General features: G+C 37.1%; 29 protein-coding genes, 1 pseudogene and 1 other annotated feature. Of the genes and pseudogenes, 6 read left to right on the top strand and 24 right to left on the bottom strand.

Going from position 1 to position 26419, the window contains the following annotated elements; genetic code table 11:
• Positions 1–475, top strand: a pseudogene (locus KI369_RS21485) (hypothetical protein); the annotation flags it as partial.
• 181 nt (positions 476–656) lie between these two features.
• Positions 657–1358 carry a CDP-diacylglycerol--serine O-phosphatidyltransferase gene (gene pssA / locus KI369_RS21480; protein WP_000285422.1) on the top strand — a complete coding sequence of 234 codons (702 nt, stop codon included), beginning with the start codon at positions 657–659 and terminating at the stop codon, positions 1356–1358.
• Positions 1359–1388: 30 nt separating this feature from the next.
• On the opposite strand, the gene KI369_RS21475 is transcribed toward pssA, so the two are convergent.
• From KI369_RS21475 to ilvE, 20 genes are all read right to left on the bottom strand, one after another.
• Positions 1389–2360: an NAD(P)-dependent oxidoreductase gene (locus KI369_RS21475; protein ID WP_238484945.1), complete on the bottom strand. Its 972-nt coding sequence runs from the start codon at positions 2358–2360 to the stop codon at positions 1389–1391.
• Positions 2361–2504: 144 nt separating this feature from the next.
• Positions 2505–2672, bottom strand: a complete 168-nt coding sequence (locus KI369_RS21470) for a YozQ family protein (protein WP_212957325.1) — start codon at positions 2670–2672, stop codon at positions 2505–2507.
• 67 nt (positions 2673–2739) lie between these two features.
• Positions 2740–3759, bottom strand: coding sequence for a histidinol phosphate phosphatase domain-containing protein (locus tag KI369_RS21465; RefSeq protein ID WP_212957324.1), 1020 nt, complete (start codon positions 3757–3759; stop codon positions 2740–2742).
• Between the two features lie 11 nt (positions 3760–3770).
• Positions 3771–4094: a phosphoribosyl-ATP diphosphatase gene (hisI, locus tag KI369_RS21460; protein WP_212957323.1), complete on the bottom strand. Its 324-nt coding sequence runs from the start codon at positions 4092–4094 to the stop codon at positions 3771–3773.
• Between the two features lie 10 nt (positions 4095–4104).
• Positions 4105–4410: a phosphoribosyl-AMP cyclohydrolase gene (hisI, locus tag KI369_RS21455; protein WP_073517398.1), complete on the bottom strand. Its 306-nt coding sequence runs from the start codon at positions 4408–4410 to the stop codon at positions 4105–4107.
• Positions 4407–5165, bottom strand: a complete 759-nt coding sequence (hisF, locus tag KI369_RS21450; protein ID WP_212957322.1) for an imidazole glycerol phosphate synthase subunit HisF — start codon at positions 5163–5165, stop codon at positions 4407–4409. Before hisF ends, hisI (KI369_RS21455) begins: the two co-directional genes overlap by 4 nt.
• On the bottom strand, positions 5159–5878 hold the full coding sequence (gene hisA / locus KI369_RS21445; protein WP_212957321.1) for a 1-(5-phosphoribosyl)-5-[(5-phosphoribosylamino)methylideneamino]imidazole-4-carboxamide isomerase: 720 nt from the start codon (positions 5876–5878) through the stop codon (positions 5159–5161). Before hisA ends, hisF begins: the two co-directional genes overlap by 7 nt.
• Complete coding sequence (gene hisH, locus KI369_RS21440) at positions 5851–6480, bottom strand: imidazole glycerol phosphate synthase subunit HisH (protein ID WP_212957320.1); 630 nt, start codon at positions 6478–6480, stop codon at positions 5851–5853. The genes hisA and hisH overlap by 28 nt, the downstream gene beginning before the upstream one ends.
• The gene (gene hisB, locus KI369_RS21435) at positions 6481–7065 is read right to left on the bottom strand and encodes an imidazoleglycerol-phosphate dehydratase HisB (RefSeq protein WP_212957319.1); all 585 of its coding nucleotides are present in this window, start codon (positions 7063–7065) and stop codon (positions 6481–6483) included.
• Entirely contained in the window at positions 7065–8354 is a 1290-nt protein-coding gene (hisD, locus tag KI369_RS21430; protein ID WP_212957318.1) for a histidinol dehydrogenase, read from the bottom strand. The genes hisB and hisD overlap by 1 nt, the downstream gene beginning before the upstream one ends.
• An 11-nt stretch (positions 8355–8365) precedes the next feature.
• Positions 8366–9001, bottom strand: a complete 636-nt coding sequence (gene hisG, locus KI369_RS21425; RefSeq protein ID WP_212957317.1) for an ATP phosphoribosyltransferase — start codon at positions 8999–9001, stop codon at positions 8366–8368.
• Positions 8977–10239, bottom strand: coding sequence for an ATP phosphoribosyltransferase regulatory subunit (gene hisZ / locus KI369_RS21420; protein ID WP_212957316.1), 1263 nt, complete (start codon positions 10237–10239; stop codon positions 8977–8979). Before hisZ ends, hisG begins: the two co-directional genes overlap by 25 nt.
• A 309-nt stretch (positions 10240–10548) precedes the next feature.
• Positions 10549–11130, bottom strand: a complete 582-nt coding sequence (gene leuD / locus KI369_RS21415) for a 3-isopropylmalate dehydratase small subunit (protein WP_212957315.1) — start codon at positions 11128–11130, stop codon at positions 10549–10551.
• On the bottom strand, positions 11108–12502 hold the full coding sequence (leuC, locus tag KI369_RS21410) for a 3-isopropylmalate dehydratase large subunit (RefSeq protein ID WP_212957314.1): 1395 nt from the start codon (positions 12500–12502) through the stop codon (positions 11108–11110). Before leuC ends, leuD begins: the two co-directional genes overlap by 23 nt.
• Positions 12502–13566, bottom strand: coding sequence for a 3-isopropylmalate dehydrogenase (gene leuB, locus KI369_RS21405; protein WP_212957313.1), 1065 nt, complete (start codon positions 13564–13566; stop codon positions 12502–12504). Before leuB ends, leuC begins: the two co-directional genes overlap by 1 nt.
• A gap of 76 nt (positions 13567–13642) precedes the next feature.
• Positions 13643–15163, bottom strand: coding sequence for a 2-isopropylmalate synthase (leuA, locus tag KI369_RS21400; RefSeq protein ID WP_212957312.1), 1521 nt, complete (start codon positions 15161–15163; stop codon positions 13643–13645).
• Between the two features lies 1 nt (position 15164).
• Entirely contained in the window at positions 15165–16175 is a 1011-nt protein-coding gene (gene ilvC, locus KI369_RS21395; RefSeq protein ID WP_212957311.1) for a ketol-acid reductoisomerase, read from the bottom strand.
• Positions 16176–16201: 26 nt separating this feature from the next.
• Positions 16202–16711, bottom strand: coding sequence for an acetolactate synthase small subunit (gene ilvN, locus KI369_RS21390; RefSeq protein ID WP_000822948.1), 510 nt, complete (start codon positions 16709–16711; stop codon positions 16202–16204).
• On the bottom strand, positions 16708–18408 hold the full coding sequence (gene ilvB, locus KI369_RS21385) for an acetolactate synthase large subunit (RefSeq protein WP_212957310.1): 1701 nt from the start codon (positions 18406–18408) through the stop codon (positions 16708–16710). Before ilvB ends, ilvN begins: the two co-directional genes overlap by 4 nt.
• Positions 18409–18480: 72 nt before the next feature.
• Positions 18481–18708, bottom strand: a binding site (T-box leader).
• Positions 18709–18724: 16 nt separating this feature from the next.
• The gene (gene ilvE, locus KI369_RS21380) at positions 18725–19621 is read right to left on the bottom strand and encodes a branched-chain-amino-acid transaminase (protein ID WP_212957309.1); all 897 of its coding nucleotides are present in this window, start codon (positions 19619–19621) and stop codon (positions 18725–18727) included.
• Between the two features lie 415 nt (positions 19622–20036).
• Between ilvE and KI369_RS21375 the strand changes: the two genes are divergently transcribed.
• Positions 20037–20276 carry a DUF3911 family protein gene (locus KI369_RS21375; protein ID WP_212957308.1) on the top strand — a complete coding sequence of 80 codons (240 nt, stop codon included), beginning with the start codon at positions 20037–20039 and terminating at the stop codon, positions 20274–20276.
• A gap of 127 nt (positions 20277–20403) precedes the next feature.
• Complete coding sequence (locus KI369_RS21370) at positions 20404–20643, top strand: YkuS family protein (protein WP_212957307.1); 240 nt, start codon at positions 20404–20406, stop codon at positions 20641–20643.
• Between the two features lie 351 nt (positions 20644–20994).
• Here KI369_RS21370 and KI369_RS21365 read toward each other — a convergent pair whose 3' ends face one another.
• Complete coding sequence (locus KI369_RS21365; protein ID WP_000608225.1) at positions 20995–21084, bottom strand: hypothetical protein; 90 nt, start codon at positions 21082–21084, stop codon at positions 20995–20997.
• 108 nt (positions 21085–21192) lie between these two features.
• Entirely contained in the window at positions 21193–21660 is a 468-nt protein-coding gene (ytfJ, locus tag KI369_RS21360; RefSeq protein WP_002020777.1) for a GerW family sporulation protein, read from the bottom strand.
• A 261-nt stretch (positions 21661–21921) separates the two neighbouring features.
• Between ytfJ and KI369_RS21355 the strand changes: the two genes are divergently transcribed.
• The gene (locus tag KI369_RS21355) at positions 21922–22314 is read left to right on the top strand and encodes an imidazole glycerol phosphate synthase (protein WP_073517663.1); all 393 of its coding nucleotides are present in this window, start codon (positions 21922–21924) and stop codon (positions 22312–22314) included.
• Positions 22315–22347: 33 nt separating this feature from the next.
• Here KI369_RS21355 and KI369_RS21350 read toward each other — a convergent pair whose 3' ends face one another.
• Positions 22348–23691 carry a TrkH family potassium uptake protein gene (locus tag KI369_RS21350; RefSeq protein ID WP_212957306.1) on the bottom strand — a complete coding sequence of 448 codons (1344 nt, stop codon included), beginning with the start codon at positions 23689–23691 and terminating at the stop codon, positions 22348–22350.
• 1181 nt (positions 23692–24872) lie between these two features.
• Between KI369_RS21350 and KI369_RS21345 the strand changes: the two genes are divergently transcribed.
• Positions 24873–26108 (top strand): dicarboxylate/amino acid:cation symporter, encoded by a 1236-nt coding sequence (locus KI369_RS21345; protein ID WP_212957305.1) that lies wholly within the window; start codon positions 24873–24875, stop codon positions 26106–26108.
• A gap of 22 nt (positions 26109–26130) precedes the next feature.
• Here the strand turns inward: KI369_RS21345 and KI369_RS21340 are convergent, their stop codons facing one another.
• Positions 26131–26286, bottom strand: a complete 156-nt coding sequence (locus KI369_RS21340; RefSeq protein WP_212957304.1) for an imidazoleglycerol-phosphate dehydratase — start codon at positions 26284–26286, stop codon at positions 26131–26133.
• Between the last annotated feature and the right edge of the window lie 133 nt (positions 26287–26419).

The raw sequence follows: 26419 nt of genomic DNA, 5'->3' as shown, positions 1-26419 counted from the left end.
TATTTCTGAAAACCATAACGCAGCTATGGCTCAGTTCCTTGGGAAAGACGCTATTACACCGTTTGATTCTATGCAATTACAACGCGTCCCTCTCATTATTCATGTACCTGGTCAAGAAGGAAAAGTCATTTCTAAAGTGTCTGGTCAAATTGATATTAAACCAACGCTACTTCATTTACTTGGTATTAAAACAAATAAATCCGTTGAATTTGGAACTGACTTATTTATTAAAGAAGAAGACCCCCTTATGGTAATGCGTGATGGTAGCTTCGTTTCAGAAGATTATGTGTATACAAAAAATATGTGCTATAAACGAAATACAGGCGAAGAAGCAGACATCTCATTATGTCAACCGAATATTGAAAAAGCAAAAACTGAATTAAAACTTTCCGACAAACTCATTTATGGAGATTTATTACGTTTCGATCCTACAAATAAGTATAAAACCGGAACGATGACAACGAAATTTGAATAGTAAAAGAAGCAACTTTATAAAAGTTGCTTCTTTTTTTACTTTTTTTTCAAATCATTCTTCTATGAAATCTTTCACAAATTGGGAATTTTTTTCGTATGAGAAAGAAATTTATGGTATGATAAAATAAGTAAACTTTCATACACTAATTAAGAATTTATTACAGAAAGCAAGGGATCAGATTTTGTATAGAGCAGCTATTCCAAACTTATTTACGCTCGGAAATTTATATAGTGGATTCTTGTCAATCGGCTATGCATCTTTAGGATATTATAAATCAGCTGCTATTTTAGTACTTATCGGGATGATGTTAGATAGTCTTGATGGGCGTGTTGCTCGTTTATTACGTGTTGATTCACAAATGGGAAAAGAGCTTGACTCGCTTGCGGATGTCGTAACATTTGGTGCAGCACCTGCTGTTCTTATGTATTACACATCTTTCTCTAATTATGGAATCATCGGACTATACATAGCGGGGCTATTCCCTCTTTTCGGAGCATATCGTTTAGCACGATTTAATGTAACACCATCTTCTACTTCAATGAAATATTTCACTGGGGTACCGATTACAGCAGCGGGAGGGCTTGTTGCTTTCTTAACATTATTTTCACATACCATTCCAAAAATCGTTCTTATTACAGTATTTGTAACGTTCGCATTTTTAATGGTGAGCCGCATTCGTATCCCAAGTTTAAAAGATGTACCAATTCCACGATATAGCATCATTATTACACTATTTTTAGTTGGAATCATTATCACAATGTATCAAACAGGGTTCGGTAATTTTTCTGTTTTCTTATTCATTGCTATTCCACTATATATTTTGTACATGCTATCTCAATTCCTTAGACAAAGACCATCAAAAAGAGCAAATAAAGAAAAATAAAGAAACCTTCCGGTTCCGGAAGGTTTCTTTTTATTTTGTAACGAATACTTTTTGATTTACAGGTGTTACAGGTTCTTCACCATTTAATACAGCTAAAATATTTCTTACTGCCATTTCAGCCATCGCATCACGCGTTTCAAATGTTGCATTTCCTACGTGAGGAGCAAGTACTACATTCTTTAATCCTTTTAACTCTTCAGTAATTTTCGGCTCAAATTCAAACACGTCAAGAGCTGCCCCTTCAATTTCATTCGTTTTTAACGCATGAGCAAGTGCTGCTTCATGCATAATTGGTCCACGTGAAGCATTTACAATATACGCTGTTTTCTTCATCATTTTAAACTGCTCTTCATCAATCATATGATGCAATTTCGGATTATACGCACAGTTAATTGTAATAAAGTCTGCTGTTTGTAATAACTCTTCCAATGTTACATATGTCGCTTCCAGTTCACTTTCAGCTTCAGGTTTTCGATTTGGTCCTGTATATAAAATGTTCATTCCAAACGCTTTCGCACGTTTTGCAACTGCCTTTCCGATTTCTCCAAGGCCAATAATTCCAATTGTTTTACCATATACTTCACGGCCTAAGAAAAATAACGGTGCCCATCCATTAAATCCAATTGTACGACATAACGTATCACCTTCAGGAATTCTACGTGCAGCTGCTAAAAGAAGTGCGAATGTTAATTCTGCTGTCGCTTCCGTTGATACTTTCGGTGTATTCGTTACCGAAATCCCTTTTTCTCCAGCGTACGAGTAATCAATATTATCGTAACCAGCGCCGTAGTTCGCAACAATCTTCAAATTAGGTGCTGCATCAATCACTTCTTTTGTCACTTTTGTAGAAAGTAGGCTTAACAATGCATCTTTATCTTTTACACGCTCTGTTAATTCATCTAAAGAAATTAATGCCTCTTTATCGTACATTTCTACATCATGACCTTTTAATAGTTCTAATCCGATTGCTGGAATTTTCCCTGCTACTAATATTTTTGCCACTACTAACACCTCTTCTATAGAAAATAAGATATCTCTTATCTTTCATTGTAAGAAATCCACATATAAAAACCAAGGAATTTGATTATAGTTTTGAAAATCGACACTTTTCCATGAAAAAAGAGGAGATGCAAGTCTCCCCTCTTTTTACGCTTTTTCTTGCGATGCTTTTCCGAGTTTCACATCAATCGTTCCTTCTGCAACTGTATCGCTAATTTGCTCCTCAATAACTGACTGAGCAGTATTCGTTGTTTCAGAAGTATACGCTTGTTGCTGCGCACCTTGTACATTTTGTTTATTTTGTTGTTTCGCCATTTTTCACCCTCCTTTTTATTCTTTCTTATTTTGAACAAAAAGGAGGGTTTTCATCAAAAAATCGTGATCATTTTGAAATTGTTACTTCTTCTTCCAGTAATCTCATCGTTCTTACTCGTTTCGTAAATGTAGCTAAGTGAGTAATATTATGATTACGTAACGTCTTTATATTCTCTTCCACGTATTTTCCTAAATGATTTGGATAATGAGCATCTGAAGAGAGTGTAATCGGAACCCCGTGCTTAGCTAATACTTGTAAATATAGCGGACTCGGGCACATTTCGCGCACAGGGTAGCGATAGTACAACCCCGCATTTATTTCCGTTGCCGTATTTGTTTCTACTAACGCACGTGCAATTTTCTTATAATACGAAAGTTGTTCATTCTCATCTAACCGATAATTAAATACTTTTATGTTATCTAGATGAGCTATTATATCAAATAACTGAGAACGAACTGCACACTCAACCGTTTTGAAAAATGTATCATATAAAGCATATAAGTCATGTTCCTTAAAATATTCTTTCGTATCTGGATTATCAAATCCCCAGCCATTTAAAAAATGAACAGAACCAATTACATAATCAAAATCTCCTAATGCGAGTAAAGATTGTAATTCTTGTTCACCACCAATAAAGTAATCCGCTTCAATCCCAAGTTTAAGCGTAACACCTCTTTTACTCCATCGTTCTTTCGCCTCTTCAATTGCCTTTGTAAAATCATGTAGTGACGCTACCCTTACTTGATCTAACCATTCCTTCTGTAAACGACCAAGTCTTGAATCACTAATATCGACATATCTTTCATAGTATTCTTTCGCTTCATAAAAACGGTATAAATGATCGACTATCCCAACTTCTTTTATACCTTTTCGCAAAGCTTCTTCTAAATATAAATCAATCCATTTCGTTGTAAACGGCCCTTCTTTCACACGTCTTTGCAGGCGTTCTTGTGTTTTCACAAGCCATTCCATAGAATGTTTTTCTTCTTTAAGTGGTTCATAATGTTGCAATGCTTCATTTATTTTAGCTAGCCACCCTATTGAATACGGTCCTTCTTCTAAATGAATGTGATAATCCACTTTCATACCTATTCCCCCTATAATGTATCTATTTCTCTTCTGTCCCCTACTCTCGAAAGCTTCCCATTTCTTTCTGTCACTTCCGCCATAATATCTTCTAATGATATATTTTTTTCGGCTAATAAAACGAAGCAGTGATACAATACATCAACCATTTCTTTCACTAACTCTTCTTTATCATTATTTTTAGATGCGATAATTACTTCCGTGCATTCCTCACCAATTTTCTTTAAAATTTTATCTTCTCCTTTTGAAAACAAGTAATTTGTATATGATTCAGGAAGTGGATTTCTCTTTCGTTCTTCAATTGTTTCAAATAGTAATGTAAAGACGTTTTCCATATGTATCCCCCTAAATAATTTTGTAATGAAAACATGTTTTTTCTCCCGTATGACAAGCAGGCCCTACTTGCTTTACGACAACAACAATTGAATCTTGATCACAATCTAAATAAAGAGATTGCACATATTGGACATTTCCTGATGTTTCTCCTTTATTCCATAACGACCTTCTTGAACGAGAATAAAACCAAGTTCTTTTCGTTTCTAGCGTTTTTTCATATGCTTCTTCATTCATATAAGCTAGCATTAAAACTTCTTTTGTCCCTTCTTCCATTACAACTGCAGGTAATAATCCTTTTGAAAAGTTAGGTTTCATAACCGCACCTCAACGTTTGCATTTCTTAATTTTCTCTTTACGTCCTGCACTGTCGCCTCACCATAATGAAAGATAGATGCCGCTAACGCTGCATCAACTGTTGTCTTTTGAAAAACTTCTATAATGTGATCAACATGACCACATCCGCCTGACGCAATGACTGGCACGGAAACACTTTTTGAAATTTCTTCTGTTAAACGAAGGTCATATCCATTTTTCGTTCCATCTGCATCCATACTCGTTAACAAAATTTCGCCTGCCCCTAGCTCGGTAACGCGCTTTGCCCACCCGATTGCATCCATTCCCGTATCAACTCTTCCGCCGTTCACATATACATTCCACTTATCTTCTGCTATTTTTCTAGCATCAATTGCAACGACAATACATTGTGAGCCAAAGTGTTCTGCCCCTTCTTTGATTAGCTTTGGATTTCGCACTGCCGCTGAGTTAATTGAAACTTTATCTGCTCCCGCTCTTAGTAAATTGTACATATCTTTAACACTTGAAATCCCCCCGCCAACTGTAAGAGGAATAAATACTTTCGAAGCTGTTTTTTCTACAACATCGATAATTGTTTTTCGTCCTTCATGCGTTGCCGTAATATCTAAAAATACAATTTCATCTGCTCCCGCCTCATTATATAAAGCTGCTATTTCAACAGGATCGCCGACGTCTTGTAATCCTATAAAATTTACACCTTTTACGACTCGGCCTTCTTTCACATCTAGACATGGAATAATACGTTTCGCTAACATAACTTTGTTACCTCTAACACTTCTTCTAAATTAATCGTTTTCTCGTAAAGAGCCTTACCAATTATGACGCCGTATATATTCATATCATTTAATTTTTTCACATCTTGAATAGAGGCCACTCCTCCAGAAGCAATAAGACGAATAGCAACGTTTTTTTGTAGTAACTCCAATTGCTCTACATTCGGCCCTGCAAGTGTCCCGTCTTTCGAAATGTCTGTAAACACAATCGTTTGAACACCTACATTCTCCATCTGCTTCGCTAAATCAATGTAAGAAATTTCAGATACATCAAGCCAGCCTCTCGTTGCTACGAAACCATTTTTCGCATCAATGCCAACAATGATTTTCTCTTTATATAGAAGAACTGCTTCTTCTAAAAATGCCTTATCATAAAGAGCAGCTGTTCCTAAAATCACTTTATCTACACCTACTGACAATAACTTCTCCACCGCTACAAGTGAGCGAATTCCTCCTCCAACTTGGACAGGAATACATACTGCCTTGCAAATTCTTTCAATAACGAGTAAATTTACTGACTCGCCAGCAACTGCACCATCTAAATCAACAATGTGTAGTGTTTTCGCTCCCAACTTTTCAAATATAATCGCTTGTGCAACCGGATTTTCATTCATTACTGTTTCTTTACTAAACTCGCCTTGATACAGTCTAACGCATCGACCTTCTTTTAAATCGATAGCTGGGAAGATTTCCATGCTTCTACCACTCCTTTGAAATTTTTCAACATTTGCATTCCTATGTCACCACTTTTTTCAGGATGAAACTGCGCGCCATATATACTTCCCTTTGCTACAAAACCAGGTACTTTCACCCCATATTCACTTATTCCATACACAATTTCATTAGGACAATCTGCGTAATAAGAGTGGACATAATATACGAAAGAACCGTCCTCTACTCCATTCCAAAGTGCTATTTCTCCCTCTTTCTTTAACTCATTCCATCCCATATGTGGAATTTTATAAGGAACCTTTAACTTTCGAATAACACCTGGCAATAAACTTAATCCGTTACAGTCTTGTAATTCCTCACTTTTTTCAAATAAAAGCTGCATTCCTAAACAAATACCTAGAAGCGGTTTTCCTGAACGCCCGACTTCTTTTAATACACACACTAAATCTTTTTCTTCCAATACATTCATCGCTTTTGGAAATGCACCTACTCCTGGTAAAATTACTCCATCACTTCTAAAAATTTCTTCTTTCTCACTTGTTACGATGTACGCTGCTCCAATATACTGTAATGCTTGTTCTACACTACGAATATTTCCCATTCCATAATCTATAATAGCAATCAATTACAACATCCCTTTCGTTGAATTTACACCAGTAATGTTGGTATTTCTTTCGACTGCTTCTCTAAGCGCTCTACCAAACGCTTTAAACAATGCTTCAATTTTGTGATGTGTATTGCTTCCGTATAAAATGCGAGCATGTAATGTAATATTGGCAGCATGAGCAACTGCTCTAAAAAACTCTTCTGTTAGTTCTGTATCAAAATCCCCTAGCTTTGGATTCGTTAATTCTCCTTGAAACACAATATACGAGCGTCCGCTTATATCAATTGCAACAAAACCTAAAGATTCATCCATCGGTACATAAGCAGAGCCATAACGGTTAATCCCCTCTTTATTTTGCAATGCTTCTTTCAAACAATTTCCGAGTACAATTCCAACATCTTCAACTGTATGATGCGCATCAACGTATACATCGCCTTCCGCCTCCACTTGTAAACCGAATCTTCCATGCCTTGCAAATAAAGTTAGCATATGATCAAAAAATCCCACTCCCGTTTGCACAGAAACGTTCTTTCCTTCATCAAGCTGTAAACTTAATTTTATTTTTGTTTCTGTCGTCTCACGTATTTGACTAGACTCACGCATCATTCTTCCTCCTCAAATCTTATTTGAATTGCTCTCGCATGCGCATGTAACCCTTCTTTATTGGCAAGTTCTACAATATGATGTTGTACTTCTCTTAACGCTTCCTCCGTATAAGACAGAAAGCTTGATTTTTTCACGAAATCATCGACTGATAACGGTGAGAAAAATCTTGCCGTTCCACTTGTCGGTAACACATGATTCGGTCCTGCTAAATAATCACCGAGCGGTTCCGGTGCATATGGTCCAAGAAAAATAGATCCTGCGTGTTTCACATAGGCCAGAGCATTCATCGGTTCTTTTATATGTAACTCTAAATGTTCTGGAGCGATTTCATTCGACAACTTTAGTGCCTCATCTAAAGAAGGAACGATACAAATGGCTCCATTTCTATTTATCGATTCACGTGCAATTTCGCTTCTTGGTAATGTTTCTAACTGTCTTTCTATCTCTTTTTCTACTTCTTTTGCTAACTCTATATTCGTTGTAATACAAATTGCCGTTGCTCTCGCGTCATGTTCTGCTTGTGATAATAAATCAGCAGCGATATATTTTGCATTACCGGTTTCATCAGCGATAACTACAATTTCTGACGGTCCAGCAATCATATCGATATTTACTATTCCATATACTTCTCGTTTCGCTAGAGCGACGTACAAATTTCCTGGTCCAACTATTTTATCCACTTTCGGAATCGATTCCGTCCCGTATGCTAAAGCAGCAATTGCTTGCGCGCCACCTATCGTATACATTTCATCTACCCCTGCAAGGCTTGCAGCAACTAAAATATAGGGATCAACTCCTCCTTCTCTCGGCGGTGTTACCATTACAATCTTTTTCACACCTGCGAGTTTTGCTGGCAATACATTCATTAACACTGATGAAGGATACGAAGCAGTTCCCCCTGGCACATATACGCCTACATTTTCTAACGGCCGAATGATTTGTCCCCTAATGATGCCTTTACTCTCGCAATCGAATATGGATTGCCTTTTTTGCTTTTCGTGATACGAAATAATGTTTTTCTTCGCCTCTTGTAACGCTTCTAAAAATGAATTTTCTACAAACATACTCGCTCGTTTTATTTCTTCTTTACTTACACGAAACTCTTTTATCTCCACACCATCAAACTTGTTTGTATAAAAAGATAGGGCCTCATCCCTATTCTCCCCTACATTTTGAACGATCTCTCTTACACTTCTTTGAACAGTTTCTTCTATTATATTAGCGTTTTCTCGTAGCAATTTTATTTTCGATAACGCCTTTTGAAAATCTTCACAAACGATCTCCATTACAAGCCCCCCTATTTTCCTGACAATATTTCTTGCTCCATCATATTTATAATACTGAATATTTCGTCTTTTTTAGTTTTTAATGCAGCCTTATTTACAATCATTCGAGCAGATATAGAACACATTTCCTCAAATACAATGAGTCCATTTTCTTGTAATGTTGTTCCTGTTTCCACAATATCAACAATTGCATCTGCCAATCCAAGAATAGGAGCGATTTCTACAGAACCTTCTATTTTAATAATTTCTACATCCTCTCCTTTATCATGAAAATAGTTAGAAGTAATATGGGGATATTTCGTTGCAATACGTTTCTTCCGGTAGCTCTTCGGGTTATATGTAGGAATAGAAGCTACACAAAACTTACACACGCCTACTCCTAAATCCAACATTTCATAAATATCTTTCTCGTTTTCCATTAAAATATCTTTTCCAACAACCCCAATATCAGCTACTCCATGTTCTACATAAGTAGCAACATCTACTGCTTTCACTAAAATAAATGAGATATCTGTATTTTTACTTTGAAAGACAAGCTTTCGTCCTTTATTTTTGAGCTCTGAACAATCAATTCCAATTTGCTCAAAGAGTGGAATCACATACTTCTCTAATCTTCCTTTCGTTAACGCAATTTGAATGTTACGCATGAAGTTTCTCCTTCTTTCTGGACGACCCATTTCTCTTTCCATACATATTCCACTAATGATTCATTCTTTGCCTCAACGACCGTTACTATTTGATTTTTTCTTGCAAATTGAAAAGTATCATTTAAATTAGAGAATAAAGATAGCGCTACTTTTTTCCCGTCCTTTTGAAGTAAATTTCGTAATCGTTCCGCTTCTGCTAATCTATTTAACTCGTAATGAATGATAATATCTATTTTCTTTCGTTCATATGGTTCTTGCTGCTCTTGCAGCGCCTTCACAATTTGATTGACTTGCACCGCGAGTCCCACAGCCGGTAACATTTCTCCAAAATTTCCAATTAACTCATCATATCTTCCGCCACTAACAATTTCTTCTCCAATTTCATATATATACCCTTTGAAAATAACCCCTGTATAGTAATCTAGATGTTGAATCATACCTAAATCAATTGATATGTAAGATCCATAGCCTAGTTTTTCAATGGCTTCATATATTTCTTTCACTCTGGCGATGGCCATTTTCATTTCATTACTCGAGGCGAGTTTTTCCGCTTCCTCAATCACTTCTAAATTCCCAAATAACCTTGGTAATTTCTCAAGTAATCTTACGGTTTCATCACATCGATCTAATTTCTTTTCTCTAATAAAATTCGATAGAGCGGCATAATTTTTACTTTCAATATACGTTCTAAGTACTCTCTCTTCTTCTTCATGAATGGAGAGCTTTTTGACAATACATTTATATAGCTGCACTTGCCCAATCTCTATTGTAAAAGATTGCACCTTCACCTTTTGAAGTGATTGAATGACGCTTATGACACATTCAATTTCAGCTCTTACATTATCAATCCCAATAATTTCAATACCACTTTGTACAATTTCATTATATTTTCCAGTAAGGGACTCATTCGCTCGAAATACATTCCCGCCATACGTCAGTTTTAGCGGCGTATCCCACCTCTGCGTTCCCATTACTCTCGCTAAAGGAATTGTCATATCTGGACGCAAAACGATAATTCGTCCCTTTTCATCAAAAAATTTATACATCTTTTCTTCATCTATCGGTCTATTTTGAAAGGCAAATACATCATAAAATTCAATTGTAGGTGTCCTTATTTCCTCATAACCTCGCTCTAAAAAAGTACGTCTTAATTTTTGCTCCACTTCTTCAATTAACGTACATTCTTCGAATAAATAGTCTCTCGTTCCATTTGGATTTGCCCGTTTCCATTTTGCCATCTAAATTCTCACACCTTTCCCTTTTTAATGTATGCCTATTTCATTCACCTAAACCGAAAATAAAAAGAGCCTTGTAGACAAAATACCTACAAGGCTCTTTAGTAGAGTGTAGGTACAACGGGAATAACCCTTGTGCCTACACGTTTTCACGCTAGGTTCAAGGGCTTTATGTATGATGATGTAGTTGTGTAAGCATTTCAATAGATTGCATTGTTTTCATAATACTTACTCCCTTTCTCCTCTGATTTTTTACATAGTATATAATACTTAATTCTGAATGTAAATACATTTCGAACATTCCGTTATTTCTTAATATAAAGCTGTTTCCCTTTCATATTCTACAATTTCTTGTTCATATTGCATTGTAATACTAATTTCATCTAGACCATTTAATAATTTCTCTTTCCACATTTTCTCGATTGTAAAATGAAACCTGTGCGTACTCGTTGTAATAACTTCTTTCTCTAAATCTACTTCTACTTGTTCTCTCGCACCCGTTTTGGCAAGTTGTTCTCGCATTTCTTTATCCATTACAATTGGTAACATACCATTTTTCATACAATTCATATAAAAAATATCTGCAAACCCGCCAGCGATAATAACGCGGAAACCATAATCTGCAAGCGCCCACGGAGCATGTTCTCTTGAAGAACCGCAACCAAAATTATTACCTGTAATTAATATACTCGCCCCTTTTCTATCTTGTGCATTAAGCGGAAAATTAGGGTTTTCATGGCGGTTATTATCATAACGCCATTCATCAAATAAATATTTGCCAAATCCCGTCCTTTCAATTCTCTTTAAATATTGCTTCGGAATAATTTGATCTGTATCAATGTTATCATTCATCAGTACTGCGGCAGTACCTTTATGAATACGAAATGGCTCCATCATAACTCTCCTTTCTAGTATCAACAAAATGACCATATAACGCAGCTGCTGCCGCCATTGCTGGGCTAACCAAATGTGTTCGCGCTCCTTTTCCTTGTCTTCCTTCAAAATTACGATTTGAAGTGGAAGCACAATGCTCTCCTTCAGGTACTTGATCTGGATTCATTCCAAGACACATTGAACATCCAGGTTCTCTCCATTCAAATCCTGCTTCTTCAAAGATGTGATGTAGTCCTTTTTGCATCGCAGCTTCTCTTACTCTTTTCGATCCAGGCACAACGAGTGCTCGCACACCTTCTTTTACCTTTCTCCCTTTCACAACAGATGCAGCAATTTCTAAATCAGAGAGCCTTGAATTTGTACAAGATCCAATAAAAACATGCTGAACTGGAATGTCATACGTACTTTGTCCAGGACTTAATCCCATATAAGAAAATGCTCTTTCGTCATTTGCATCATACTTTTCTGGCAATTTTTCATCAATACGAACACCCATACTCGGGTTTGTTCCCCACGTAACATACGGTGCTAAATCCGCCACATCTACCGAAATATGTAAATCATAAATTGCATCTGCATCTGTATATAGCTCAGACCATTTTTTCTCGAAAGCTTCATCATCTTTCGGTGCATATTTACGTCCTTTTACATAAGCAAATGTTTTTTCATCTGGTGCTATAATACCAGCCTTCGCTCCTCCTTCAATTGCCATATTACAAAGCGTCATTCTCTCTTCCATCTCCATAGCTCCAATTGTCTCTCCGTAAAATTCCATTACATATCCAGTTCCAACTGCTACACCGTACTTTGAAAGGAGATGTAAAATAATATCTTTTGCGTAAACGCCTTTCTGTAATTTCCCTTTTAACTCAATGCCCATCGCTTTCGGTTTACGTTGCCATAACGTTTGCGTTGCCAATACATGTTCGACTTCACTCGTACCAATGCCAAACGCTAGCGCACCAAACGCACCGTGTGTTGCTGTATGACTATCACCACAAACAATTGTTTTTCCTGGCTGCGTGAGCCCAAGTTCTGGTCCGATAACATGAACAATCCCTTGCTCTTCATCTCCAATATCCGCTAACGGTACCTGAAATTGTTTACAATTTTCCCGCAGTGTATCTAGTTGTTGTTTCGCAATGCGATCGGTAATATTCCAAACATCTTTCGTTGGAATATTATGATCCATCGTTGCGAATGTTAAATCTGGTCTACGGACCGTTCGATTTGTAAGCCGCAAGCCTTCAAAGGCTTGCGGTGACGTTACTTCATGGACAAGATGAAGATCGATATATAATAAATCCAACCCATTTTCGTTTGTCGTAACTACGTGTCTTTCCCAAAGCTTATCTAGCAACCTTTTCCCCATTATCTCCCTCTCCCTACTAGCGCTTGTTCTTCCATTTCTTGCATAACTGCCTTCGTAAATGAAGTAGTCGTTTCAGTCCCTCCGATATCGGCTGTACATTTTTCTGATTTAAGGACTGCTGAAATTGCGTCTTCAATTGCACACCCTTCTCTCGTTAATCCGAACGATTGCTCAAGCATCATAGCAACGGAGCGCATCATGGCAATTGGATTTGCCTTATTTTTCCCGGCAATATCCGGTGCTGATCCGTGAATAGGTTCGTATAATGAAGGTCCCTTTTCCGCATGGCTTGCTGATGGAAGCATCCCTAATGATCCAGCTAGTACGGAAGCCTCGTCACTCAAAATATCTCCAAATAAATTTTCCGTTACAATTACATCAAACCGTCTTGGATTTCGAATTAACTCCATCGCAGCGGCATCTACTAAAATATGTTCTAGTTCAACTTCTGGGTAACGAAGCGCTACTTCTTCTGTCACAGTTCGCCATAGTTTACTAGACTCTAATACATTCGCCTTATCAATCGATGTTACTTTTTTCTTCCGCTTACTCGCTAATTGAAAAGCATACGAAACGATACGTTCAATTTCATGGCGATGATACGTAAGTGTATCTGTTGCTGCTTCGTCCGTCCGTTCTTTCGGATAAGAAAAATAAATCCCACCTGTTAACTCACGAACGACAACGAAATCAATTTCATCAGCCTTTTTTAATGGCGATAAATGTGCCGTTGCACTTTCTACCGTTACAGGGCGAACGTTCGCAAATACACCGAGCCCTTTTCTTAAAGTTAATAATCCTTTCTCGGGTCTTTCTTTCGCACTATCCCATCTTGGTCCACCAACTGCCCCTAGTAAAACTGCATCACTTGCTAAACAAGCGGCAAGCGTTCGTTGTGGTAATGGTTGCCCATTTAAATCGATAGCACTCCCGCCAAAATACTCATCTTGCAAATGAAAACGATGTCCATATAATCTTTCTACCATATGCAATACTTCCTTCGCACTTTCCATAACTTCCGGACCAACACCATCACCAGCTAAACAAACGATACGTTTTTCCAATTTCAACACTCCTTTAACTGAATTTTCAGAACTTTAATTTGATAGGTGAGGAATGCTTCTCTCACCTATCAACCACTTATTTCACAAGCTGGATAAAAGATTTTAATTTCCCCGCCGCATGAACATATGCTCTCGCCGACGCTTCCAATACGTCTTGCGCGACACCAAAACCTGATACTTGATGCGTTCCTTCTTTTAATTCAACATGAACATGGGCCAGTGCGTCTTGACCTTGTGTAATAGATTGTATGCGATAATCTGCCAATTCACATTCTAAACCTAAAATTCTTTGTATTGCATTATAAATCGCTTCAATACTACCTGAGCCAGTAGCTGCATCTTCGTATACATTTCCTTCCTCGTCTTTTAGTACAACTGTCGCGCATTGTGTACTATTTGATACGAAATGTACTTGTAGTTGCGTAATGTTATATTGTTGAGCCGCAAATGCTGCTTCCCCAAGCATAAGTGCACGTAAATCTTCCTCCGTAATTTCCTTCTTACGATCAGCTAATTTTTTGAATGCTTCAAACACCGCGTCTCGTTCTTCCTTTGTAAATTCATAGCCAAGCTCTTTCATTTTTTCTGTAAATGCGTGACGTCCAGAATGTTTTCCAAGTACGAATAGATTTTGAGATTCACCTATAAGCGCGGGTTCAATAATTTCATATGTTGTCACTTCTTTTAAAACACCATCTTGATGAATTCCAGATTCATGAGCAAATGCATTCGCTCCAACAATCGCTTTATTTTTCGGTACAACCATACCTGTTAATCTGCTTACTAATGTACTCGTCGCTTTAATTTCTTTTAGCGTCATAGAAGACTCTGCTTTATAGAAATCTTTTCTAATATGAAGAGCAACTGCGACCTCTTCTAGCGCCGCATTCCCTGCTCTTTCTCCAATTCCATTAATTGTTCCTTCTACTTGCAATGCTCCGCCTTCAACCGCAGCTAGCGAATTTGCTACAGCCATCCCAAGATCGTCGTGACAATGACAAGAGAAAATTGCTTTTTCATAGGAAGGAACGGATTCTTGTAAGTATTTAAAAAGGGAATAATATTCTTCTGGATTCGTATATCCAACTGTATCTGGAATATTAATTACATTTGCTCCTGCACGAATCGCAACTTCTACTGCTTCAGCTAAAAAATCTCTTTCTGTTCTTGTCGCATCTTCTGCAGAAAATTGTACTGTCGGAAATAATGATTTTCCGAGTGTAACCGAGCGGTAAATACTATCTAATACATCTTCCTTTGACATACAAAGTTTATATTTCATATGAATATCACTTGTAGCTAAAAATACGTGTAGACGAGGAGATACAGCACCTTTCACCGCTTCATATGCTCTTCGAATATCATTTTCTTTTGCTCTAGCTAAACTCATAACTGTCGCATTTTGAATTGTATTTGCAATGCGTTTTACCGATTGAAAATCCCCTTCGGAAGCTGCTGCAAAGCCAGCTTCCATGACATGAATACCTAGTCTCTCTAATTGCCTTGCAATTTGCAATTTCTCTTGTTCATTTAAATTCACTCCTGGTGATTGTTCGCCATCACGTAGCGTCGTATCCATGAACAAAATCTGCTTCATATTATTTGACCCCTGCCTTTACTCGTGGCTGTACGAAAGGCATCATTTCACGTAATTTACGTCCAACTACTTCGATTTCATGTTCATTCTCTTTCTCATTTGTCGCATGGAAATTTGGTTTTCCTGCTTTATGCTCTGCAATCCAACCTCTCGCAAATGTACCATCTTGAATTTCTGCTAGTACTGCACCCATCGCTTTCTTCGTATCTTCAGTCACAACGCGTGGTCCTGATACGAAGTCACCCCACTGCGCTGTATCTGAAACTGAATACCTCATATTTTCAAGTCCGCCTTCATACATAAGGTCAACGATTAGTTTTAGTTCATGTAAACATTCAAAATATGCAAGTTCAGGCTGGTATCCTGCATCAACTAACGTTTCAAATCCAGCTTTTACTAGCGCAGTTACTCCGCCGCAAAGTACAGCTTGCTCTCCAAATAGATCTGTTTCTGTTTCTTCTTTAAATGTCGTTTCTAATACGCCCGCTCTCGTCGCTCCAATTCCATCAGCATAAGAAATTGCCTTTTCAGTCGCAACTCCTGTTGCATCTTGGTATACTGCAAATAGTGCCGGAACAGCTCCGCCTTCAGCAAACGTACGGCGAACTAAATGTCCTGGCCCTTTTGGTGCTACTAGAAATACATCTACATTCGCTGGTGGTTTCACTTGATCAAAGTGAACATTAAATCCGTGTGCAAAAACGAGAGAATTTCCTGCCTTTAAATTTGGTGCAATTTCCGCTTCATATACTTCTGGCTGCAGTTCATCCGGTAGTAAAATCATTACTAAATCAGCCTGCTCCGCTGCTTCTGCTACTGTATATACAGAAAATCCATCTTCTTTCGCTTTATCCCAAGACTTCCCTTTTCTTAAACCTACTACTACATCAAATCCGTTATCACGCAAGTTTTGCGCATGCGCATGACCTTGCGAGCCATATCCGATGATCGCTACTTTCTTTTCTTTTAATACATTTACCGTTACATCTTTCTCATAATAAACTTTTGCCATTTTCATTTCCCCCTATATTTAAATGATTATTGAATTAACATAACTTGCTTATCTTGTTTTTTCATACTACGCGTAAATGCTGTTACACCTGTTCTAGCAATTTCTTTCAAACCGTATGGACGAAGTAATTCAATTAACGCTTCTACTTTCTCCTGCGTACCGGTTACTTGCACAACTATGGAATCCTTCCCAACATCTATTACAGCGGCTCGAAACGGTTCAATTAAACTATATAATTCTGCTCTTGCTACTGATGTTGCGACTTTTATAAGTGCAAGTTCTCTTGCGATCATCGCTTCTTCTGTAATATCTGATACTTTCAGAACATCAATTTGCTTATGAAGTTGTTTAATTAACTGTTCAACTTGCTGTTCATTTTCAACGTGTACAACAATCGTCATCCGTGATATGTCCGATGACTCTGTATGACCTACTGAAATACTTTCAATATTAAAATGCCTTCGTGTCATAACACCTGTAATTCGGTTTAACACACCACTTTGATTTCGAACTGTCGCTGTAACAATTCTCTTCACCTTTTTTCCACTCCCTCCATTTGGTGAACACCTTTCCCTGGCGCAACCATCGGCATTACCTTTTCTGATTGAAGTACACGGCAATCAATTACGACTGGTTCTTGTAATTTAATCGCCTGCTGTATTTGCTTCTTTGCAAGAAGTGGATCATCTATGCGAACTCCTTTTATACCATACGCATTCGCAAGAGCAACGAAATCTGGTTGACACGATAGTAAAGAGTGCGAATATCTTTTGTTATAAAATTCATCTTGCCATTGTCTTACCATTCCTAAAGCTTCATTATTTAAAATAAATACTTTAACAGGTAAAGAGTGTTCTTTTAACACACTTAATTCTTGCAGAGTCATTTGAAATCCAGCGTCACCAACAATTGCAATAACTAGTTCATCAGGCTTTGCAATTTGTGCACCAATTGCTGCCGGAAATCCAAATCCCATCGTTCCTAGTCCTCCTGAAGTTACCCATTTATCTGGAGTTTTGAGCGGATAATATTGGGCTGCCCACATTTGATGTTGCCCAACATCTGTTGTTACAATCGCTTCTCCCTTCGTAATTTCATATAACATATCAATTGCATATTGAGGCTTAATACTTTCAGAATTTCGTTTATAAGAGAGTGGATACTTTTCTTTTCTATTCTTTAATAAAGAGAGCCACTCATGATGATTTTCTTTCCTTCCTTCTGGTTGAAGTAATACTTGGAGCGCTTGCTTAGCACTTGCAACAATAGGAATTTCAGTCGGTACATTTTTTCCGATTTCTGCTGGATCAATATCGATATGCGCGACAGTCGCCTCTTTCGCAAAATAAGCTAAATTTCCAGTAAGACGATCATCGAATCTCGCGCCTATATTAATGAGTAAGTCGCATTCATATAACGCCATATTAGCTGTGTAAGAACCATGCATTCCTCCCATCCCTAAAAATAGTTCATCATCTGGTGGAAACCCACCAAGACCAAGTAATGTATGCACAACAGGAATTTCATATTTACGAGCAAAACTTGTTAATTCTTTTGAAGCTTTCGCATGCAATACACCTGCTCCAGCTAAAATTAATGGCTTGTTTGCAACCTGAATTGCTTGTAATAATTTGTTTATTTGCAGTAGATTCGGTTCATAATTAGGGTTGTATCCTGGTAAATCCATTTGCACATCACTACATCGTTCGCCTTGCTCTACTACCATATCTTTCGGAAGGTCAATGACGACTGGGCCTGGTCTTCCTGTTCTAGCAATATGAAATGCTTCTTTAATAATTCGAGGTAAATCTGAAGCCTTTCGCACTTGATAGTTATGTTTTGTCACTGGCATCGTAAGCCCCATAATATCCGCTTCTTGGAAAGCATCGCTTCCAATTAACGTTGTTGCTACTTGCCCTGTAAATACAACAAGTGGCAATGAATCAATCATCGCATCTGCTAGACCAGTAATTACATTCGTAGCACCTGGTCCACTCGTTGCAATGACAACCCCAGGATTGCCAGTAATTCTGGCATACCCTTCCGCCGCGTGAATAGCTCCTTGTTCATGCCTTGTTAAAATATGCGGAATTTCACAGTCATAGAGCGCATCATAAAGAGGTAAAACTGCACCACCAGGATAACCAAAAATCACTTCTACTCCTTCCTTTTCTAGCGCTTCTAACAATAGCTGTGCACCGGTTGCCAGTTTCTCTTCCGTTTTTGAAGACATTGTTCTCATAAGCCCCCTTTTAAAAACTTTTATCAATAAAAAAAATCCTACGTCCACACTCCAGCTATGTGCTGAAGGGACGAAAGATTTCGCGGTACCACCCTTCTTTGCAAGAATACTCTTGCCTCAGTGACCCATAAATGAGTCTAGCTAATAACGGAGCTACCGTCTAAGCCTAGACAAATGCTTCAGCTTAGCACTCAAGGGCGATGTTCGTCGACGTGAACCATCGGTTTCCAGCAACCACCGACTCTCTGTGAGGCTTCACAATCAACTACTCCTCCCTCTCAACGCTTTCTTATGTTATAAAAAGTTGTTATCCAACTTTATTTTCTTCGTAAATTTTCTCTCCATCTTCTATAACTAACTTTCGGAATTCTTCTAATAAACGATTCGTATGTGGACCTGTTTGCCCTAAACCGATCGTTCTACCATCTACTGTCGTAACAGCAATTACTTCCGCAGCCGTTCCTGTTAAAAATACTTCATCAGCTACATATACATCATGCCTTGTAAATAACTCTTCTCTAACGTCATATCCAAGTTTTTCACCGATTTCTAAAATAGCGTTTCGTGTAATACCTTCTAACGCTCCAGCAGAACTTGGTGGTGTAATTAATTTATTTCCTTTTACAATAAACACGTTATCTCCTGAGCCTTCAGCTACGTATCCTTGATCATTTAACATAAGCGCTTCTTGTACTCCAGCCAATTTTGCTTCGATGCGAACTAAAATATTGTTTAAGTAATTTAAAGATTTTACTTGAGGCGACAATACATCTGGGCGGTTTCGGCGCGTTGCAACTGTTACAACTGGAATCCCTTTTTCATAATACTCTTGCGGGAATAAAGATAGTTGCTCTGCAATTACTACTACATTCGGTTTCGGACAAGAATCAGGATCTAATCCAAGGTTTCCTGCTCCTCTCGATACAACTAGGCGAATGTATCCATTAGATAATTTATTTTGTCGAATCGTCTCAACAACAATATTCGTTACTTCATCTAAAGAATATGGAATTTCTAACATGATGGATTTTGCTGATTCATATAACCGGACAAGATGCTCTCTCAAACGGAAAACATTACCGCTATAGACTCTAATTCCTTCAAATACTCCATCTCCATATAAATAACCGTGATCATATACTGATACTTTTGCCTCGTCTTTTGGAACAAATTCTCCATTTAAGAAAATCCATTGCTCGTTCACTGGAAAGCCCCTCCTATGTTCTATGAATTTTTTATTGTTTCCTAGTTTACTCTCCTTTCTAAATAAATCAAGTGAATTTTTAGAAAATTTATAATTTTTATTCGTACGTACATCTTTAATTGTATTGATTTAACAACATTGTTAACGTTTACAAAAAGTCAAAAAATTTTTTTCGCCAATTTCTACTAAAAAAATATTTGTTTAAAAGAAGGATTTTCATCAATTGATACGAATCTATTGTATTCAATAAACGGACGTCCGTTTTTATAAATTCGGGAATATATAACGACTTTTGCTGAAAAAGGAGGAAAATAATAAAAATAACGCTGTCTAAAATTAACATTCATATTTTTCATTTCGGAATCATAATCCTATTTTTAAAAAACAATTTGTCAAAATGAAGGAGGAAAACAATATGGCGTGTGTACAAATTAAAGGAACGAGACAAGAGGTAGTAGAAATGCTGCAACTATTTGATCTAATGGATACGAAAGGTTTTTGTAGATTCGATAATTATGTAGAGGTAGAACCAAATCATAAAGAACATAATAATTTTATTGCTTCAATCGACATTCATTCAAATACTTCTTCCGCCCAAGATACTTTAAACGATCAATTCGTAAGTCAAATGCTTACTGGTGTATATAACGACTAAGTAAAGTGATACGTTAATTAAGCGACCTGTAAATAGCAGGATAAACATAAGGCTTCCTACCATCTTTGCATAAATATATGCGATGTACTTGAGCATACTAGCAACTAGATAGTAGGAGGTGAGAATTATGGCTAGAATTGGCGTTGAAAACTTATTAACAGATGTTCAACATGCCCTTAAGCAACAAGGACATGAGGTTGTTACCCTTCACTCCGAACATGATGCACAAGGATGCGATTGTTGTGTTGTAACTGGGCAAGATTCCAATATGATGGGTATTGCAGATACATCCATTAAGGGATCGGTAATTACAGCTCATGGTTTAACAACAGATGAAATTTGTCAGCAAGTTGAGAGCCGCACTTAAAAAAGAAAGAGGACTCCTTTTGAAAAGGAATCCTCTTTTTTATATTCACCTAACGGGAAAGTAACATATACTGGATGAAAGCCCTACCTCTCTCTCATCATTACGGTTCCACTGACCGCTCCTTGATTCACTAGTATACCTATAAAGCCTACACTTATAATTTATAGGGTTTGTTCACAAAAGTTGTTGGTAAGACTACCCGATCTTTCGCAAACTTTTCGTATTATATTTATAAGATTTATTTACTTTATACTAGCTGTAACCGAGACACGAATTAAAATTTTAACACCAATACAATAACTTGTCAACATTTTGCACAAATTAAAAACAGACAGTAACGGTTTGTCTGTTTTAGAATGGAGCTTTTTCTTTTATTACATATACAACAAAGCCGCTTACTAACATACATAAGCCAACTACTAAGTTTTTGATATTAATCATAAATTCCTCTCCCTTATTCCACACATCATATATATTTACAGTTCAATTATTCCGATCATCATAAAGCGCACTTTTTCTAATATATCATAATTCCTAAAAAATGCAAGTTCACTTTTGACGATTATTTACAAATTTATCTACCGTGCTTGGTACAGTATTTAAAGCCTTCTCAATTAAATGCGTACTACTATTGAGGTGCAATACTTGCACACCGTTAGAACCAACTACTAAAAAAGCAACTGGGCTAATAGAAACCCCAGCCCCACTTCCGCCTCCAAACGGATGAGCTTGCTTGTTCTCTTTATGCTGCCCTTGTCCGTTATTATGTTTTTCGGAAATAAAATCACCTTTAAAGTCACTTCCACCGGCACCAAAACCAAAAGCCACTTGAGATACTGTTAATACTACATTTCCATCAGCTGTTGAAACTGGACTTCCAACAATCGTATTTACATCTACCATCTCTTTTAAATTTGTCATTGCTGTTTTCATTAAATTTTCAATTGGATGTTCCATTATGTATTGCACCCTTTCCTCATTATTCTTTTTTATACTTTCCAAAATAGAGGAAGTCATACTAACTTTTCCTATTTCAAAAAAACAATTTCCTCTTTCTAGATGGATATTACTCCCTGTACATACTCAGATAAAGTGAAACTTTAATCAATGGGGGTCTTCATTCCCCGCTGATTGTTAGCCCTCACCAATCGGACTTTAATGGGCAGTCCTCCCCCCATCTAACTTCTTTGCTTTCGCTGAATTTTGAGGTGGGGGCTTACTGCCCATTAAAGCGGGATAAAAAAGAAAAAGAGATACATACTACTATTGAACCTTGTTATGAAAGGAGTTATGACTTTGACTGAGAAATTTGATGAGTATAAAAAAAGAGATAGAATAGATAGTGATTATAGTGACTATAAAGAAGAATATGCAGCTGAGGTTGCACCACAGCGCATTGATTATGATTACGATGAGAAAGATCATAAAGATGATGTAAGATCGTCCGCCGCTGGATCAACTGCTGGCTTTATCGCTCTTGCCTTATCTATCTTATCACTCTTTACCTTCCCAACATTATTTGGTCTTGTTTCTGTATTACTAGGGATTTACGCTTATAATCGCGGAGCTACTGTAACTGGTGGTATCGCTGCGATTGTCGGCGGAATTGCAGCACTCATTGCAATTTTATTCCGAGTAGCACTTGTCGGATTATTGTTCTCCCTTTTTTAAAAAGAAAAAGGTATCTCGCTTATGCGGGATACCTTATCCTGTAAATACATCTTCCGATGGATATTTAATTTTTTGTTTTGCTGGTCGTGCTAAAGAAAACACAAGTGTTAACGGTCCAATTAATCCGCAAAACATAACAAACATAATAATACATTTTCCAAACGCTGATAACTTTGCAGTAATACCCATCGTTAACCCTACTGTTCCAAACGCTGAAATTGTTTCAAATAGTAACTGAATAAAACTGAAATTTTCTGTAAGCATTAATACAAATACTGCTGCAAAAATGAGTATTTGACTGGCAACAGCAATGGCTAATGCTCTCGTTACTGTTGACATTTTAATTGTGCGCTGAAATAAAACGATTTCCTCTTTTTTTCTAAAGAAAGAAAGGACAGATGTAACTAAAATAACAAATGTTGTTAATTTAATCCCTCCACCCGTTGATACACTTCCTGCACCAATAAACATTAAAACCATCGTAAATAATATAGATGATTCTTCCATACCCCCGTAGTCAACTGTATTAAATCCAGCTGTACGAGGAGTAATACCTTGGAAGAACGAAGCCCATAACTTTTCATTAAAAGATAAATCCCCTAACGTCTTCACATTATTATATTCCAATGCAAAAATCACAATCATCGCTATCACATTTAGCGCTACCGTTCCAACAATCATGATTTTGGAATGAAGCGATAGTTTTCGAAAACTACGGCTATACCATATATCAATTAATACAGTAAAACCGAGACCACCTATTACGATTAAAGAGCAAATCCCAATATTAATAATAGGATCTCCTACATACCTTGTTAAATTATCCGGCCATAGAGCAAATCCAGCATTATTATAAGATGCAATAACGTGAAAAATGCTATAATATACACCTTTTCCAAAGCCAAACTCTGGAATAAAGCGAAACGATAAAAAGAAGACTCCAATAAGCTCAATACAAATTGAAAATATAAAGACACGTTTTACTAATTTTACGAGACCACCTATATTCGTTTGATTAAATGCCTCTCCGATTAATAATCGATGGCGTAATCCGATTTTTTTACCTAATACCCAAACAATTAAAATGGCAATTGTCATAAGACCTAAACCACCTGTTTGAATTAAAAACATAATAACAATCTCGCCAAACATCGTAAAAGTACTTGCAGTATCTACTACTCCCAATCCCGTTACAGTTGCTGCTGACGTTGCCGTAAAGAAAGCATCTACCCAACTAATATGTACTTTCGTTGCAAATGGTAACTTTAATAACAAACCGCCAACCACAATTAAGCAGAAAAAACCTAACGCTAATATTTGTGGTGGATTTAATCGTATAAAACGATTATACAGACCTTGTCTTTTTGTTACTTCCATTTCACTAACTCCCTTTTCCCCTTATAAATAAAAGCTTATAAGAAACCTTAAACAGCGGGATAAACCTTATATTCTTATAATATAGTTGAGCATAATCCTTTTTTTCCTAGTTTTCAACTTTTATTTATACTTGAAGTTCATTTCATTTATGACAAGATACTTTCTATTATATTTCTTCTTACTCTACAACTCTTGTAATAAACATTTTATATGTATCGTTTCTCAAATCCTCATACCTTTCACTCTATGTTCACATGGGGGTCACACCTACCTTTTATAGTATATGTATCGGAGCTGTTCCTCCCTAATTTATAAGACATTCCCCAGTGTCTTGAACAGCTTTCCATCCCTAATTAAATTGACATAAATTGTCCCCTTCCTTTGGCCATCATATGCGATGGTCTTATTTTTTGTTTACTCTGCCATTTATTTAAAACTCTCTCTCTCTTTCACTCTATGTTCACATAGGGGTCACATCTACCTTTTATAGTATATGTATCGAAGTTGTTCCTTCCTAATTTATAAGACATTCCCCAGTGTCTTGAACAACTTCCATCCCTAATTAAATTGACATAAATTGTCCCCTTCCTTCGGCCATCCTGTGTGATGGTCTTATTTTTTTGTTTACTCTACCTTCTATTTAAAACTCCCTCTCTCTTTCACTCTATGTTCACACGGGGGTCACATCTACCTTTTATAGTATATGTATCGAAGCTATTCCTCCCTAATTTATAAGACATTCCCCAGTGTCTTTGAGTAGCTTCCATCCCTAATTAAATTGACATAAATTGTCCCCTTCCTTCGGCCATCCTGTGTGATGGTCTTATTTTTGTTTGCTCTATCTTCTATTTAAAACTCCCTCTCTCTTTCACTTTATGTTCACACGGGGGTCACATCTATCTTTTATAGTATATGTATCGAAGTTGTTCCTCCCTAATTTATAAGACATTCCCCAGTGTCTTGAACAACTTCCATCCCTAATTAAATTGACATAAATTGTCCCCTTCCCTAGGCCATCCAATGCGATGGCCTATTTTGTGTTTCAAATACAAAATGTAATCCTCTCTACATGAAAATAGATGTTTTTATACAAAATATTCAGAAAACATTGTCAAAATAGGTATTTTTTCGGTACAATTAATGTAGAAAGTTATTTCACAAAAAATAAGGGGGGGATTTTATTGAAACAAACAAAAGCAATCTTACTTGCATTATTTCTCGGTTTAGTTGTCGGACTCACTTTAAATTTAGCTGCACCATCCATTTTTGAACCATTAAATCAATATGTGTTCAATCCACTTGGTCAATTGTTTATTCGACTCATTAAAATGCTAGTTGTTCCTGTTGTGTTCATTTCTATCGTGCTTGGGGCTGCTGGGCTTGGAGACCCGAAACAACTTGGAAGAATCGGCTTAAAATCAATTTCATTCTTTCTTGTCACTACAGCCGTTGCCATCTCTATTGCAGTTACATTTGCACTTATTATACAACCAGGATCTGGCGGTAACTTTAAAACCGAAGGCCTTAAATATGAAGGTGCAAAAACCGAAACATCTTTCGTCGATACATTGCTCAATATCGTACCAGATAATCCAGCAAAAGCGATGGCTGATGGAAACATGTTACAAATTATTGCTTTTGCCGTATTAATCGGGCTCGGTATCGCTATTTTAGGAAAACGAGTTCAAGGTATCCATTCATTACTTGAACAGGGCAACGAATTAATGATGTATCTTGTTAATCTCGTTATGAAATTAGCTCCAATCGGAACATTTGGATTGCTCGCTTCATCCGTTGGTAAAATGGGTCTTGCAGGCGTCGCTGCGATGTTCAAGTATATGATTGTCGTTATGCTAGTACTTATTATTCACGGCGTCTTCGTGTATGGCGGATTATTAAAAGTATTAGCAAAAGAAAGTATTGTCCGTTTCTTTAAACATTTCGGACCGGTAATGGCAATTGGATTTAGTACATCTAGTTCTAATGCATCTCTTCCGTTTGCGATGAAAACAGCACAAGAAAAACTTGGCGTTCCAAAAGCGATAAGTTCTTTTGTCCAACCACTAGGTGCAACGATTAATATGGATGGTACTGCCATTATGCAAGGTGTAGCAACTGTGTTTATCGCTCAAGTATATGGAGTTGAGCTTACTATATCCCAATTAGCTGTCGTCGTTTTAACTGCTGTACTAGCTAGTATCGGTACTGCCGGTGTACCAGGTGTTGGACTTGTAATGCTTACGATGGTATTAAATCAAGTCAATCTACCAGTAGAAGGTATTGCCTTAATTATCGGTATTGACCGCATTCTAGATATGTCACGAACAGCTGTAAATATTTCTGGTGATGCAATTTGCGCAATGATTGTCGCAAAATCAGAAGAAAAATATAATACGGATCAATCTGCAGCATCTTAAATCAAAAAAGGAGTGAAATGATTCACTCCTTTTTTGATTTACTTCCTTTTTTCGAACGATATTCTTTTCCTTTGTTATCATTACCAGTCTCAAATTCAGTGCTAAACTCTTGCTGAAATTGCCCTGATTTCGGTGAGCCTTGATTTCCGCTCCCTTTACTACCATTTTGATTTGTCATATTTCTGCCCCCTTTCTTTACTAGTAGTATGTTACATATTTTCTTTTTTATAATCTTTTACATACGAAAGAAGACCTTCCTCATATAAGGAAAGTCTTCACCTTTTTCGCGTAAGCGTTTTCTTGCTAATAAT

Origin of the sequence: Bacillus sanguinis, assembly GCF_018332475.1 — a bacterium.
In the GTDB taxonomy this organism is placed as follows: Bacteria; Bacillota; Bacilli; order Bacillales; family Bacillaceae_G; genus Bacillus_A; species Bacillus_A sanguinis.
The sequence above is the reverse complement of the archived record's forward strand: the minus strand, read 5'-3'. Positions and strand labels throughout refer to the sequence as shown.

Bases quoted from the DNA above. Each gene is read 5' to 3' on its own strand.
- KI369_RS21470 (WP_212957325.1), bottom strand. From the start codon at position 2,672: ATGGCGAAACAACAAAATAAACAAAATGTACAAGGTGCGCAGCAACAA.
- KI369_RS21465 (WP_212957324.1), bottom strand. From the start codon at position 3,759: ATGAAAGTGGATTATCACATTCATTTAGAAGAAGGACCGTATTCAATA.
- hisI (WP_212957323.1), bottom strand. From the start codon at position 4,094: ATGGAAAACGTCTTTACATTACTATTTGAAACAATTGAAGAACGAAAG.
- hisI (WP_073517398.1), bottom strand. From the start codon at position 4,410: ATGAAACCTAACTTTTCAAAAGGATTATTACCTGCAGTTGTAATGGAA.
- hisF (WP_212957322.1), bottom strand. From the start codon at position 5,165: ATGTTAGCGAAACGTATTATTCCATGTCTAGATGTGAAAGAAGGCCGA.
- hisA (WP_212957321.1), bottom strand. From the start codon at position 5,878: ATGGAAATCTTCCCAGCTATCGATTTAAAAGAAGGTCGATGCGTTAGA.
- hisB (WP_212957319.1), bottom strand. From the start codon at position 7,065: ATGCGTGAGTCTAGTCAAATACGTGAGACGACAGAAACAAAAATAAAA.
- hisD (WP_212957318.1), bottom strand. From the start codon at position 8,354: ATGGAGATCGTTTGTGAAGATTTTCAAAAGGCGTTATCGAAAATAAAA.
- hisG (WP_212957317.1), bottom strand. From the start codon at position 9,001: ATGCGTAACATTCAAATTGCGTTAACGAAAGGAAGATTAGAGAAGTAT.
- hisZ (WP_212957316.1), bottom strand. From the start codon at position 10,239: ATGGCAAAATGGAAACGGGCAAATCCAAATGGAACGAGAGACTATTTA.
- leuD (WP_212957315.1), bottom strand. From the start codon at position 11,130: ATGGAGCCATTTCGTATTCATAAAGGTACTGCCGCAGTACTGATGAAT.
- leuC (WP_212957314.1), bottom strand. From the start codon at position 12,502: ATGGGGAAAAGGTTGCTAGATAAGCTTTGGGAAAGACACGTAGTTACG.
- leuA (WP_212957312.1), bottom strand. From the start codon at position 15,163: ATGAAGCAGATTTTGTTCATGGATACGACGCTACGTGATGGCGAACAA.
- ilvC (WP_212957311.1), bottom strand. From the start codon at position 16,175: ATGGCAAAAGTTTATTATGAGAAAGATGTAACGGTAAATGTATTAAAA.
- ilvB (WP_212957310.1), bottom strand. From the start codon at position 18,408: ATGTCTTCAAAAACGGAAGAGAAACTGGCAACCGGTGCACAGCTATTG.
- KI369_RS21375 (WP_212957308.1), top strand. From the start codon at position 20,037: ATGGCGTGTGTACAAATTAAAGGAACGAGACAAGAGGTAGTAGAAATG.
- KI369_RS21370 (WP_212957307.1), top strand. From the start codon at position 20,404: ATGGCTAGAATTGGCGTTGAAAACTTATTAACAGATGTTCAACATGCC.
- KI369_RS21365 (WP_000608225.1), bottom strand. From the start codon at position 21,084: ATGATTAATATCAAAAACTTAGTAGTTGGCTTATGTATGTTAGTAAGC.
- ytfJ (WP_002020777.1), bottom strand. From the start codon at position 21,660: ATGACTTCCTCTATTTTGGAAAGTATAAAAAAGAATAATGAGGAAAGG.
- KI369_RS21355 (WP_073517663.1), top strand. From the start codon at position 21,922: ATGAAAGGAGTTATGACTTTGACTGAGAAATTTGATGAGTATAAAAAA.
- KI369_RS21350 (WP_212957306.1), bottom strand. From the start codon at position 23,691: ATGGAAGTAACAAAAAGACAAGGTCTGTATAATCGTTTTATACGATTA.
- KI369_RS21340 (WP_212957304.1), bottom strand. From the start codon at position 26,286: ATGACAAATCAAAATGGTAGTAAAGGGAGCGGAAATCAAGGCTCACCG.